This is a genomic window from Streptomyces sp. NPDC048415, assembly GCF_040651675.1.
Taxonomy (GTDB): domain Bacteria; phylum Actinomycetota; class Actinomycetes; order Streptomycetales; family Streptomycetaceae; genus Streptomyces.
The window spans coordinates 1-12,091 of sequence record NZ_JBEZKJ010000033.1; the positions used below are offsets into that span (position 1 = coordinate 1).

The following is a 12,091-nucleotide window of genomic DNA, read 5'->3' on the forward strand; positions in this document are numbered from 1 at the left end:
GCCGCCGCGGGAGGCGCTACCCGTTGGCGGCGGCCGACGCCTGCGCCTCGCCGCGTCGGCGGATCTGCCGGAACGCGAACTCGGCGAGGTCGTCGCCGGTCGTGAAGACCTTGGTGTCCTTCGTCGTCACGTCCTTGCCGTTGGTGAAGCCGGCGAGCGTGAAATAGGCATACCGACCGTAGGAGTTGGTGGTCGAGCGGCAGACGGCGGAGGTGCAGAAGGGCTTGATGCCATTGCCGGCCAGCGAGGCGATGATGCTCTTCTTGTCCGCCTCGCCCTTGGCCTTGGCCGCCTGGGCCTCGGTGTCGAAGACGGCCACGCCGACCGTCACCGCGACACCGTCCTTGGTGTAGGTGACGCGCAGGACGCGCGTGCAGTCGTTCTTGGTGAGGACCGCCGGGAGGGTGCCCTTGGCGGCCGAGGCGCAGCTCTTCGTGTCGGCCGTCGGACCCTTGCGGTAGACGCGGTCGCCCATCGTGAGCTGCGTACCGGGGAAGAGGATGTCCGGGCTGAGCGGCGCCGTGTCCTTCTTCGCGCTGGATATGAAGTCCTTCGGATCCAGCGGGGGAGGAGCCGAGGTCGGCTCGAACGACGGAGCCGGCGCGCTGGTCGAGCTCGGGATGTCCGCGGTGGCCGGCAGGTTGGAAGGCTGGTTCGAGGCCTGGCCGTCCCCGTTCGCGGAGACCACGGCCACGGCGACGGCCGCGCCGACCGCGACCGTGGCGAGCGCTCCGCCGCCGATCAGCAGCAGTCTGCGGCGCTTGTTGCGCGACTCGGACGCCTCGGCGAGTGCCGCCCAGTCAGGAGTCCCGCCGGCGCTCTGATTGCTCCACTGAGGCTGCTGAGACCCCGGCTTCCAGGGATCCCACGGGGGCTGCCCCTGCCCACCCTGCCCATAACTCATGCGCCGCATCTTAGACGGGCCCCAGGGGGTGCCGTTCCGCGTCACAGCCCACTCGAGCCCCTAGCGTGACCTGCATGAACGAGGGCAAAAGTGACATCTCCGGGTGGTTGGTACGGCGGGCCTCCCGGCACGCGTGGGCGGCGCTGGGCGCGGTGCTGTGCGCCCCTGTCGTCGGCGTCGCGCGAGGGGCCTCGGACGGCGGGATGGACAACGCGATCGTCGTACGGGCCGCCCGGGCCTGGTTGGACGGCGGCTCTCCCTACGCCGACCCGCACTTTCTCTATCTGCCGAGCGCGGTGCTCGCGGCGGTGCCGCAGGCGTTGCTCCCGCCGTACGCGCTGCGGGTGCTGGTCCCGCTGACGGTGACCGCGCTGCTGGTGACGGGCTGGGCGTGCGCCCTGCGCATCCACGGGATTCCGGGGCGCAGCCGCCTCGCGGTGCTCGGCCTCACCGCTCTCGCGCTGGGCTTCGCGCCCTTCGGGCACCTGGTGACCCTCGGCAACTGGACGGTGACCGCCGCCGCCGCGCTGCCCCTCGCGCTGCTGCTGGCCTCGCGGGAGCGGTGGGTCGCGGCGGGGGTGGTCATCGGCGCGGCGGTCGCGTTGAAGCCTTTGCTCGCGCCGGTGGCGCTCCTCTTTCTCTTCGCGCGCCGGTGGCGGGGGCTGGCCGCGGTCGCGCTGGTCCCCGCGGTCGCGTCCGGCGGGGCGGCGCTGCTGATGCCGGATCCTGCGGGGTTCGTCACACGGACGCTGCCGTTCCTGCTGCGGGGCCACGACGGATTCGTACGACGCTACGAGGCCTCGCCGGTGGCGGTGCTGCCCCGGGTCGGGGTGCCGGCCGGGGCGGCGGCGCTGCTCGCCTTCGCGGCCGCCGGGGCCGGGGTCTGGTGCGCGTACCGGCGGTGGCGTCGGGCCGATCCCGGGCCGCTGCGGCTGGTCGAGACGGCGGTGCTGCTGATGCTCTCGGCGTTCCTGGTGTCCCGGCCGTCGTACGACCACTATCTGCTGGTCGCCGTGCCGCTGCTGCTCGCGGGGCTGCCGTTTTCCGGCGCGGTGGCCCGTACGCCGTGGTTCTGGCTCGCTCTGGTGCCGCAGGTGCCCGGGTTCAGCTGGCCCTGGCTGGAGCCGGTGACCCGGCGGGCCTTCCGGGACTGCCTTACGTTGTGTGTAATGGCCTTCGCGGTGGCCGTCCGCTGGCCGGGGCCGCCCCTGGGGTCACGGCACGGTCGCCCGGAGCCGGCCGAGCCCACAGCGGTAGCGGCTCGCGTTTTGACCCGTCCGGGGCAGCACGGGTAGGCTTGCCCTTCGTTATGTGTATTGGCTTGCTCATTCTCACGTGAGAGGCCCTTACACCGGTCCACCGGGGCCGATGACCAGCGACCAGCACGCGGTATGCGTCACCGCAGTGCGGTCAGGGCTGTCGTGATCGTCCGTGGTGGCCTTGTCAGGACCCACTCACTGAAGAAGCGAAGGCTACGAACCGTGCGTACGTACAGCCCCAAGCCCGGCGACATCACTCGCCAGTGGCACGTCATCGACGCCCAGGACGTCGTCCTCGGCCGTCTGGCGACCACCGCCGCCACCCTTCTGCGGGGCAAGCACAAGCCGATCTTTGCCCCGCACGTCGATGCCGGTGACTTCGTCATCATCATCAACGCCGACAAGGTGCACCTGTCCGGCAACAAGCGGACCCAGAAGATGGCGTACCGCCACTCCGGTTACCCGGGTGGTCTGCGCTCCGTCCGCTACGACGAGCTGCTGGACAAGAACCCCGAGAAGGCCGTCGAGAAGGCCGTCAAGGGCATGCTCCCCAAGAACACCCTGGGCCGTCAGATGCTCTCGAAGCTGAAGGTCTACTCGGGCGACCAGCACCCGCACGCTGCCCAGCAGCCGGTGCCGTTCGAGATCACCCAGGTCGCGCAGTAGTTCCGGCCACCCCCTAAGACGAACAGAAATCTGAGGAGAATCGTGGCCGAGACCACCGTTGAGCAGCCGGTCGAAGAGACCGAGGTTGTCGACATCGAGAACTACACCACCGAGTCCGAGGTCCCCGTCGAGGGCGAGTACACCTCCGAGTCGCTGGCCTCCCGCTTCGGCGACCCCCAGCCGGCCGCCGGCCTGGGCCGTCGCAAGAACGCCATCGCCCGCGTCCGGATCGTCCCGGGCACCGGCAAGTGGAAGATCAACGGTCGCACCCTTGAGGACTACTTCCCCAACAAGGTGCACCAGCAGGAAGTCAACGAGCCCTTCAAGGTGCTCGAGCTCGACAACCGCTACGACGTCATCGCCCGTATCTCGGGTGGCGGCGTCTCCGGTCAGGCCGGTGCGCTCCGTCTCGGTGTCGCCCGCGCGCTGAACGAGGCGGACGTCGACAACAACCGCGGCGCCCTGAAGAAGGCCGGCTTCCTCAAGCGCGACGACCGTGCGGTCGAGCGCAAGAAGGCCGGTCTGAAGAAGGCCCGTAAGGCCCCGCAGTACAGCAAGCGTTAATCTTCGCTGCCTGCTCGTACGCGTAGCGCTACGCGTCGTACTCCGATCGCCCCGGCGGCACGCCACAGTGCCGCCGGGGCGTTCGTTTATCACAGGCCTTGGGCGTATAACGGCACAAGGTGCTCAAAGGCTCGTGTGATCGGATGACTTCCGAATTCTGAAGTTTCCTCAGGAGGACAAGTGGGACGACTCTTCGGCACGGACGGCGTGCGCGGTGTCGCCAACGCGGATCTGACAGCCGAGCTTGCGCTCGGACTCTCCGTGGCGGCGGCGCACGTACTGGCCGAGGCGGGCACGTTCGAAGGCCACCGGCCGGTCGCGGTGGTCGGGCGGGACCCGCGCGCGTCCGGGGAGTTCCTGGAGGCGGCCGTGGTCGCGGGCCTGGCCAGCGCGGGCGTGGACGTCCTGCTCGTCGGTGTGCTGCCCACCCCCGCGGTGGCGTACCTCACCGGTGCGCTGGGCGCCGACCTCGGCGTGATGCTCTCCGCCAGCCACAACGCCATGCCCGACAACGGGGTCAAGTTCTTCGCCCGCGGCGGCCACAAGCTCGCCGACGAGCTGGAGGACAGGATCGAGGCCGTCTACGAGGAGCACCGCACCGGCGCTCCCTGGGACCGGCCCACCGGCGCCGGCGTCGGCCGGGTGAGCTCCTACGAACAGGGCTTCGACCAGTACGTCGCCCACCTCATCAGCGTCCTGCCGAACCGTCTGGACGGCGTGAAGGTCGTCCTCGACGAGGCGCACGGTGCCGCCGCTCAGGTCTCTCCCGAGGCCTTCACCCGGGCCGGCGCGCAGATCATCACGATCGGCGCCGATCCCGACGGCCTGAACATCAACGACGGCTGCGGCTCCACCCACCTCGGTCTCCTCAAGGCCGCCGTCATCGAGCACGGCGCCGACCTCGGCATCGCGCACGACGGCGACGCCGACCGCTGCCTCGCCGTGGACCACACGGGCGCCGAGGTCGACGGCGACCAGATCCTGGCCGTACTCGCGCTGGCGATGCGGGAGCGTTCCGCACTGCGCTCCGACACCGTTGTCGCGACGGTCATGTCCAATCTGGGCTTCAAGCTGGCCATGGAGCGCGAGGGCCTCTCGCTCGTGCAGACGGCGGTCGGCGACCGCTATGTCCTGGAGGAGATGAAGGAGCACGACTACGCGCTCGGCGGCGAGCAGTCCGGGCACGTCATCATCCTCGACCACGCCACCACCGGCGACGGCACGCTGACCGGGCTGCTGCTCGCGGCGCGGGTCGCCCAGACGGGCCGTACGCTCCAGGACCTCGCCTCGGTCATGGAGCGTCTGCCGCAGGTGCTCATCAATGTGCCCGACGTCGACAGGTCGCGGGTCGGGACCTCCGCCGAGCTGGCCACCGCGGTGTCCGACGCCGAACGCGAACTCGGCTCCACCGGGCGGGTGTTGCTGCGTCCCTCGGGCACCGAGCCGCTCGTACGGGTGATGGTCGAGGCCGCCGACCTCGAACACGCCCGGTCGGTCGCCGCACGGCTCGCCGACGCGGTCAAGTCCGCGCTCGGCTAAGCGATTTCCGTCTTGCGCTGCCTCGCCCAGAACCACTTCTGGGTGAGCAGCGTGAGCGTGCCCGACAGGACGATGCCGCCGAGATTGGCGAGCAACTGCCAAGTGGAGCCCCACGTCTGGGAGTACTCCGTGTAGCTGAAGGCCACGGCGGCGTTGGCGGCGGCCGGGACCGTGGTCACCGAGATTGCCACGCCGATCAGCGCGCCCGACTTCGCGGACGTGAGGGACAGGGTGCCCGCGATGCCCGCCAGGAACGCCACCACGAACGACATCCAGTCGGGCTTCCAGATGAAGGCCGTGTTGGGTCGCGCCGCCTCCACCATCGACCTGTCGAACAGCCCCAGTCCGTCAAGGAGCCAGCTGAAGCCCGCGGTCAGCACCATGGCGACGGCGAACCCGGCGAGCAGCGCCCACAGGGACCGCAGCACCAGGTGCGGGGTGCGCTGCACCAGCGCCGTGGAGATCCCCGCGAGCGGTCCGAACTCCGGGCCCACCGCCATCGCGCCCACGATGAGGATCGCGTTGTCGAGCATCACACCGCAGGCCGCGAGCATCGTCGCGATCGTCAGGAACGCCACATAGGTGACGGTCAGCGTCGACTCCTCGTGCGTCGCCTCCGCCAGGTGCTCCCACAGCACCGCGTCCGCGCCCTCGCCCGGCGCCTCGTCCTCCGCCTTGTCGGCGCGCTTCGACAGCGACAGATCGATGTTCTCCACGGCGATCGAGCCGGTCCTGTCGAGCTCCAACTCCCGCAGCCCGCCGATGAGTTCGTCTCCCGCCTCACGTGCGACGTCGCAGGTCACGACGTCTCCGACGGGGTTGCGGGCGGCGCCTGGCATGACGACGAGATGGGTGGCGCCGACCGTCTTCTCGATCAGGCGCACCACGTCGTCGGTCCGGTCGGCCGGGGTGATCAGGCGCAGATGCAGCATGGGCGCAGCGTAGCTTTCACAGCTTTCTGAGACTCAGCCGCTGCACCTTGTGATCCGGGCCCTTGCGTACGACGAGGGCCGCCCGGCCGCGCGTCGGGGCCACGTTCTCCAGCAGGTTGACCTTGTTGATGGTCCGCCAGGTCGTGCGGGCGTAGTCGAGCGCCTCCTCTTCGGAGACCTGGGTGTACTTGCGGAAGTACGAGGAGGGGTTCTGGAAGGCGGTCTGGCGCAGCTTCTTGAACCGGTTGAGGTACCAGCGCTCGATGTCCTCGGGGCGGGCGTCGACGTACACGCTGAAGTCGAAGTAGTCCGCGAGGCCGACGCGGGTGCGGCCGTCCTTGCCGGGAAGGGCGGGCTGCAGCACGTTCAGGCCTTCGACGATGAGGATGTCGGGGCGACGGACCGTGAGCTTCCGGCCGGGCACGATGTCGTAGATCAGGTGGGAGTAGACGGGGGCGGTGACCTCGTCCTTGCCCGCCTTGATGTCGGCGACGAAACGGGTCAGGGCGCGGCGGTCGTACGACTCGGGGAAACCTTTCCGCGACATCAGGCCGCGCGCTTCCAGCTCCTGGGTGGGCAGCAGGAAGCCGTCTGTCGTGACCAGTTCGACGCGCGGATGTTCGGGCCAGCGGGAGAGCAGCGCCTGAAGCAGGCGGGCGACGGTGGACTTGCCGACGGCCACGGAACCGGCGACCCCTATGACGAACGGAGTGCCGGACTGGGAGCCCTTCTCGCCGAGGAAGGTGTTCAGCGCCCCTCTGAGTCCGTCGGTGGCGCCGACGTACAGATTGAGCAGTCTGGACAGCGGCAGATAGATGTCCCGCACCTCGTCGAGGTCGATGACGTCGCCCAGGCCGCGCAGCTTCTCGACCTCCTCGGCGTTCAGCGGGAGCGGCGTCTTTTCGCGCAGCGCGCTCCACTCGGCACGGGTGAGGTCGACGTAGGGAGTCGCCTCCGGCTTGGACCGGTGGGCGCTCCGCGGCAACGAGGAGACCGGAGAGATCACAGTCCATTGTTACGGGAGTATGGACGGCGTGGGGCGTGGGCTCCGTCACGCGGGGTCACCCGGGACGGCGCCGGGGGCCCCGGAGGCCTGTGCGAAGGGCGGCTGGAATTTCCGATATCGGGCACGCGATGCCGTGTTCGGGCCCGGCTCGGCCCGTAGGCTGCGGCGCATGTGCGGAATCGTGGGATACGTGGGGTCGCAGTCGGCGCTTGACGTGGTGATGGCCGGACTGAAGCGGCTGGAATACCGGGGGTACGACTCGGCGGGTGTCGCCGTCCTGGCGGACGGGGGACTCGCCGCCGCCAAGAAGGCCGGGAAACTGGTCAACCTGGAAAAGGAGCTGGTCGACCGGCCGCTGCCGACCGGATTGACGGGAATCGGGCACACCCGCTGGGCCACCCACGGCGGCCCCACGGACGCCAACGCGCATCCGCACCTCGACAACGCGGGCCGGGTCGCCGTCGTCCACAACGGCATCATCGAGAACTTCGCCCTGCTGCGTGCCGAGTTGGCCGAGCGCGGGCATGAGCTGACCTCCGAGACGGACACCGAGGTCGTCGCCCATCTGCTCGCCGAGGAGTTCTCCTCGTGCGAGGACCTGGCGGAGGCGATGCGGCTGGTGTGCCGGCGCCTGGAGGGCGCGTTCACGCTGGTCGCGGCGCACGCCGACGAGCCGGACGTGGTCGTGGGGGCCCGCCGGAACTCGCCGCTCGTGGTGGGCGTTGGAGAGGGCGAGGCCTTTCTCGCCTCGGACGTCGCCGCGTTCATCGCCCACACGCGGTCGGCGATCGAGCTGGGTCAGGACCAGGTGGTGGAGCTGCGCCGGGACGGCGTCACGGTCACCGGCTTCGACGGCAGGCCCGCCGAGGTGCGTTCCTACCACGTGGACTGGGACGCTTCGGCGGCCGAAAAGGGGGGTTATGACTACTTCATGCTCAAGGAGATCGCCGAGCAGCCCAAGGCGGTCGCCGATACGCTGCTGGGGCGTATCGACGCGTCCGGCTCGCTGACACTCGACGAGGTCCGGATCCCGGCCGCCGTCCTCCGCGAGGTCGACAAGGTCGTCATCGTCGCGTGCGGTACGGCCTTCCACGCCGGGTTGATCGCCAAGTACGCCATCGAACACTGGACGCGGATCCCGTGCGAGGTCGAGCTGGCGAGCGAGTTCCGCTACCGCGACCCGATCCTGGATCCCCGCACGCTCGTCATCGCCATCTCGCAGTCCGGCGAGACCATGGACACGCTGATGGCGCTGCGGCACGCCCGCGAGCAGGGCTCCAAGGTGCTGGCGATCTGCAACACGAACGGCTCGACGATCCCCCGTGAGTCGGACGCGGTGCTGTACACGCACGCGGGCCCGGAGGTCGCCGTCGCCTCGACCAAGGCCTTCCTGACGCAGCTCGTGGCCTGCTACCTGGTCGCCCTGTACCTGGGCCAGGTGCGCGGCACCAAGTGGGGCGACGAGATCCAGGCCGTCATCCGCGAGCTCTCCCGGATCTCCCGCGAGGTGGAGCGCGTCCTGGAGACGATGGAGCCGGTACGGGAGCTGGCGCGCTCCCTCGCCGACAAGAACACCGTGCTGTTCCTGGGCCGGCACGTCGGCTATCCGGTCGCGCTCGAAGGCGCCCTCAAACTGAAGGAACTGGCGTACATGCACGCCGAGGGCTTCGCGGCGGGCGAGCTGAAGCACGGGCCCATCGCGCTGATCGAGGAGGACCTGCCGGTGGTGGTCGTGGTGCCGTCCCCGCGCGGGCGCTCGATCCTGCACGACAAGATCGTGTCCAACATCCAGGAGATCCGGGCGAGGGGCGCGCGGACGATCGTGATCGCGGAGGAGGGCGACGAGGCGGTCGTTCCGTACGCCGACCACCTCATCCGCATCCCGGTCACCCCGACGCTCCTTCAGCCGCTGGTGTCCACCGTCCCCTTGCAGGTGTTCGCGTGCGAGCTGGCGACCGCCCGGGGGAACGAGGTGGACCAGCCACGCAACCTCGCCAAGTCCGTGACGGTCGAGTGACGGGCTCCTGATCCCCGCCCCTTAGGGTGCGGAGCATGAGCATCATCGGGGTCGGAATCGACGTGGCGGAGATCGACCGGTTCCGGGCGTCGCTGGAGCGCACGCCCGCGCTGGCCGAACGGGTCTTCCTGACGCGGGAGTTGTACCTGCCCAGCGGCGAGCGCCGGGGCATCGCGTCGCTGGCCGCGCGCTTCGCCGCCAAGGAGGCGCTCGCCAAGGCCCTGGGCGCCCCCTCGGGCCTGCACTGGACCGACGCCGAGGTCTACGTGGAGGACAGCGGCCAGCCCCGGCTGCGGGTGAAGGGAACGGTGGCGGCCCGTGCGGCCGAACTCGGCGTGCGGTCCTGGCATGTGTCGCTGAGCCATGACGCCGGGGTGGCCTCGGCGGTGGTGGTGGCTGAGGGGTAGTGCGTGCCGCCGGCCCACCCCATCGAGGCAGCATGGTGAGCGACCGTACGGGAGACTCGACGGTATGCGTACTGCTTACAGCGTGGAGACCGTGAGAACCGCTGAGCGGGAGCTGATGGCGCGGCTTCCGGAGGGCGCGTTGATGCAACGCGCCGCCGCCGGACTGGCCGCCGTCTGCGCCCAGTTGCTGGGGCGGGTGTACGGCAGCCGGGTCGTGCTGCTGGTGGGGAGCGGGGACAACGGCGGCGACGCCCTGTACGCCGGGGCCCGGCTGGCCCGGCGCGGGGCGGGGGTCACGGCGGTGCTGCTCTCCCCCGAACGGACGCATGCCGGGGGGCTGACCGCGCTGCGGCGGGCCGGGGGCACCGCGGCGACTCCCGGTGCCGCCGAGGGACCGATCCTGCGGGCCGACCTCGTCGTCGACGGCATCGTCGGGATCGGCGGCAAGGGCGGCCTTCGCCCGGACGCCGCGGTGCTCGCCGCCCTGGCCGAGGACTCCGGGGCCGCCGTCGTCGCCGTCGACCTGCCGAGCGGGATCGAGGCGGACACCGGAGAGGTGCGCGGCGCTGCGGTCCGCGCCGATCTGACGGTGACCTTCGGCACGCACAAGCCGGGGCTGCTCATCGATCCGGCGCGCGAGTACGCCGGTTCCGTGCGCCTCGTCGACATCGGGCTCGAACTGCCCGCCGAGGCCGAGCTGGAGGCCCTGCAGCACGACGATGTCGCGGCGCGGCTGCCCGTGCCGGGGGCCCGGAGCGACAAGTACCGGCGCGGTGTCGTCGGGATCGCCGCCGGGTCCGCCCGCTATCCCGGGGCCGCGGTGCTCGCCGTCTCCGGGGCGCTGCGGGGCGGGGCCGGGGCCGTGCGGTACGTCGGGCCGGCCGGGGACGCCGTCATCGCCCGCTTTCCGGAGACCCTCGTATCCGATCGGGGGCCCACGAAGGCCGGGCGGGTGCAGGCGTGGGTCGTGGGGCCCGGGGCCGGGGACGACGCGGCGGCGGTCGCGGAGGTGCTCACCGCGGAGGTGCCGGTGCTGGTGGACGCGGACGGACTGCGGCTCGCGGACCTGGCCGCCGTTCGGGCCCGCAGCGCGCCCACGCTGATGACCCCGCATGCCGGGGAGGCCGCCGCGCTGCTCGGTGTCTCGCGGGAGGCCGTCGAGGAGGCTCGGCTTTCTTCCGTGCGGGAGCTTGCGGGGCGGTATGGGGCGACGGTGCTGCTCAAGGGGTCGACGACGTTGGTCGCTGATGCGGGGGGTGGAGTGGTGCGGGTGAATCCGACGGGGACGGGGTGGCTGGCCACGGCGGGGAGCGGGGATGTGTTGTCCGGGCTTGCCGGGTCGCTGCTCGCGGCCGGGTTGTCCGCGTTGGACGCGGGGAGTGTGGGGGCGTACGTCCATGGGCTGGCGGGGCGTTTCGCCGCCGACGGTGCGCCGGCGGGCGCCCACGATGTGGCCTCCGCGATCCCTGAGGCGTGGCGGGACGTCCGCGACTGAGGTGTGGGCCGGCGGGTTTCGCCCCCTCCGCCCCTGCCCGTCCCGTATCTGGGGGGCTCCGCCCCCCAGGCCCCCCTTGTCGCGCTTCGCGCTCGTCCTCAAACGCCGGACGGGCTAGAACCGCTCAGCTCAAGAAGTCCCGGCCGATGTTCTCCGCGACCCGCTCCAGGATCGGCCCGGCGTCGGCGATGCACTTCGCGATGTCGGGCTCGACCTGGGTGAGCGGATAGGCGCGACGGATCCCGGCCTTGCCGAGTGCGTCCGGCGGCAGGGCGAGGCGGCCGCACACCGCGACGACCTCCTTGCCCGCCGCACGAGCGGCGGCGGCGACCCCGGCGGGAGCCTTGCCGTGCAGGGTCTGTTCGTCGAGCGAGCCCTCACCGGTGATCACCAGGGTGGCCCGGTCCAGCGCCGGCGCGAAGCCGAGCACGTCCAGCATGACCTCGATCCCGGGCCGGAATCGGGCGCCGAGGACCAGAGCCCCGTACCCGATGCCCCCCGCGGCACCGGCGCCGGGCGCGGCGGCGTACTCCGCGGCCTTGGAGCCGATGGCCTTCTCCAGAATCCTGGCGAAGTGGGCGAGGGCGGCGTCCAGAGTCTCCACGTCGTCGGGGCTCGCGCCCTTTTGGGGGCCGTAGACGGCGGGGGCGCCCTTGGGCCCCGTGAGCGGGTTGTCCACGTCGCTGGCGAGGACGAGGTCGACCGAGGACAGGCGGGCGTCGAGGCCGGAGAGATCGGCGGTGACGACATCGCGCAGTCCGGCGCCGCCGGGAGCGACCGGCTCGCCGTCCGCGTCCACGAAGCGCGCCCCGAGCGCTGCCAGCATGCCCGCACCCCCGTCCGTCGTCGCGCTGCCGCCAACGCCGAACACGATCGTGCGCGCGCCGGCGTCCAGCGCCGCGCGCAGCAGCTCCCCGGAGCCGTAGGTCGAGGAGGTGAGCGGCGCGAAGACGCCCTTGGGCAGCCGCTGGAGCCCGCTCGCCTCCGCCATCTCCACGACCGCGGTGTCACCGCGCAGCGCGTACGCCGCGCTCACCTCGTCGCCCAACGGCCCGGCGACCCGCACCTCGCGCCGCTCGAAACCCGCCGCGACCGCCGCGTCCACGGTCCCGTCGCCGCCGTCGGCCACGGGCAGCGCCTCGACCTCGACGCGCGGCGCGATCCGGCGCAGTCCGGCCGTCACCCGCTCCGCGACCTGTACGGCCGTCAGCGATCCCTTGAACTTGTCCGCGGCGATGAGCACACGCGGGGTCCGATCCACAGCAGCGTCCGCCACCTTGCATTCCCCTTGCTTTCCGGGCC

At 71.2% G+C, this 12,091-nt stretch carries 11 protein-coding genes; 7 read left to right on the forward strand and 4 right to left on the reverse strand.

The genetic code is table 11. The features are described from left to right. Positions 1-16 precede the first annotated feature (16 nt). Positions 17-904 carry a hypothetical protein gene (locus tag AB0D27_RS21940; RefSeq protein WP_362511233.1) on the reverse strand — a complete coding sequence of 296 codons (888 nt, stop codon included), beginning with the start codon at positions 902-904 and terminating at the stop codon, positions 17-19. A gap of 74 nt (positions 905-978) precedes the next feature. Between AB0D27_RS21940 and AB0D27_RS21945 the strand changes: the two genes are divergently transcribed. The 4 genes from AB0D27_RS21945 (at position 979) to glmM (ending at position 4,932) form a co-directional block, all read left to right on the forward strand. After that, positions 979-2,199 (forward strand): glycosyltransferase family 87 protein, encoded by a 1,221-nt coding sequence (locus tag AB0D27_RS21945; RefSeq protein WP_362511236.1) that lies wholly within the window; start codon positions 979-981, stop codon positions 2,197-2,199. A gap of 186 nt (positions 2,200-2,385) precedes the next feature. Continuing rightward, positions 2,386-2,829, forward strand: a complete 444-nt coding sequence (gene rplM, locus AB0D27_RS21950; protein ID WP_362511239.1) for a 50S ribosomal protein L13 — start codon at positions 2,386-2,388, stop codon at positions 2,827-2,829. 42 nt (positions 2,830-2,871) lie between these two features. Next, positions 2,872-3,393 carry a 30S ribosomal protein S9 gene (gene rpsI / locus AB0D27_RS21955; protein WP_362511242.1) on the forward strand — a complete coding sequence of 174 codons (522 nt, stop codon included), beginning with the start codon at positions 2,872-2,874 and terminating at the stop codon, positions 3,391-3,393. A gap of 180 nt (positions 3,394-3,573) precedes the next feature. After that, positions 3,574-4,932, forward strand: a complete 1,359-nt coding sequence (gene glmM / locus AB0D27_RS21960; protein ID WP_362511245.1) for a phosphoglucosamine mutase — start codon at positions 3,574-3,576, stop codon at positions 4,930-4,932. On the opposite strand, the gene AB0D27_RS21965 is transcribed toward glmM, so the two are convergent. Together AB0D27_RS21965 and coaA are read right to left on the reverse strand one after the other, a co-directional pair. Beyond that, positions 4,929-5,864, reverse strand: coding sequence for a DUF389 domain-containing protein (locus tag AB0D27_RS21965; protein WP_362511247.1), 936 nt, complete (start codon positions 5,862-5,864; stop codon positions 4,929-4,931). The two genes, glmM and AB0D27_RS21965, sit on opposite strands and share 4 nt — an antisense overlap. A gap of 16 nt (positions 5,865-5,880) precedes the next feature. Beyond that, positions 5,881-6,870 (reverse strand): type I pantothenate kinase, encoded by a 990-nt coding sequence (coaA, locus tag AB0D27_RS21970; RefSeq protein WP_362511249.1) that lies wholly within the window; start codon positions 6,868-6,870, stop codon positions 5,881-5,883. A 169-nt stretch (positions 6,871-7,039) separates the two neighbouring features. Here coaA and glmS point away from each other — a divergent pair, with 169 nt between their 5' ends. The 3 genes from glmS (at position 7,040) to AB0D27_RS21985 (ending at position 10,789) form a co-directional block, all read left to right on the forward strand. After that, positions 7,040-8,887, forward strand: coding sequence for a glutamine--fructose-6-phosphate transaminase (isomerizing) (gene glmS / locus AB0D27_RS21975; RefSeq protein WP_362511252.1), 1,848 nt, complete (start codon positions 7,040-7,042; stop codon positions 8,885-8,887). Between the two features lie 35 nt (positions 8,888-8,922). Then, the gene (locus AB0D27_RS21980; protein ID WP_362511255.1) at positions 8,923-9,294 is read left to right on the forward strand and encodes a holo-ACP synthase; all 372 of its coding nucleotides are present in this window, start codon (positions 8,923-8,925) and stop codon (positions 9,292-9,294) included. A gap of 64 nt (positions 9,295-9,358) precedes the next feature. Next, positions 9,359-10,789: an NAD(P)H-hydrate dehydratase gene (locus tag AB0D27_RS21985; RefSeq protein ID WP_362511258.1), complete on the forward strand. Its 1,431-nt coding sequence runs from the start codon at positions 9,359-9,361 to the stop codon at positions 10,787-10,789. A 124-nt stretch (positions 10,790-10,913) separates the two neighbouring features. Here the strand turns inward: AB0D27_RS21985 and AB0D27_RS21990 are convergent, their stop codons facing one another. Continuing rightward, on the reverse strand, positions 10,914-12,050 hold the full coding sequence (locus AB0D27_RS21990; protein WP_362511261.1) for a glycerate kinase: 1,137 nt from the start codon (positions 12,048-12,050) through the stop codon (positions 10,914-10,916). Positions 12,051-12,091: the final 41 nt, after the last annotated feature.

Excerpts from the sequence above, each read along its gene's own strand:
- AB0D27_RS21940 (WP_362511233.1), bottom strand. The coding sequence starts at position 904 with ATGAGTTATGGGCAGGGTGGGCAGGGGCAGCCCCCGTGGGATCCCTGG.
- AB0D27_RS21945 (WP_362511236.1), top strand. The coding sequence starts at position 979 with ATGAACGAGGGCAAAAGTGACATCTCCGGGTGGTTGGTACGGCGGGCC.
- AB0D27_RS21965 (WP_362511247.1), bottom strand. The coding sequence starts at position 5,864 with ATGCTGCATCTGCGCCTGATCACCCCGGCCGACCGGACCGACGACGTG.
- glmS (WP_362511252.1), top strand. The coding sequence starts at position 7,040 with ATGTGCGGAATCGTGGGATACGTGGGGTCGCAGTCGGCGCTTGACGTG.
- AB0D27_RS21980 (WP_362511255.1), top strand. The coding sequence starts at position 8,923 with ATGAGCATCATCGGGGTCGGAATCGACGTGGCGGAGATCGACCGGTTC.
- AB0D27_RS21985 (WP_362511258.1), top strand. The coding sequence starts at position 9,359 with ATGCGTACTGCTTACAGCGTGGAGACCGTGAGAACCGCTGAGCGGGAG.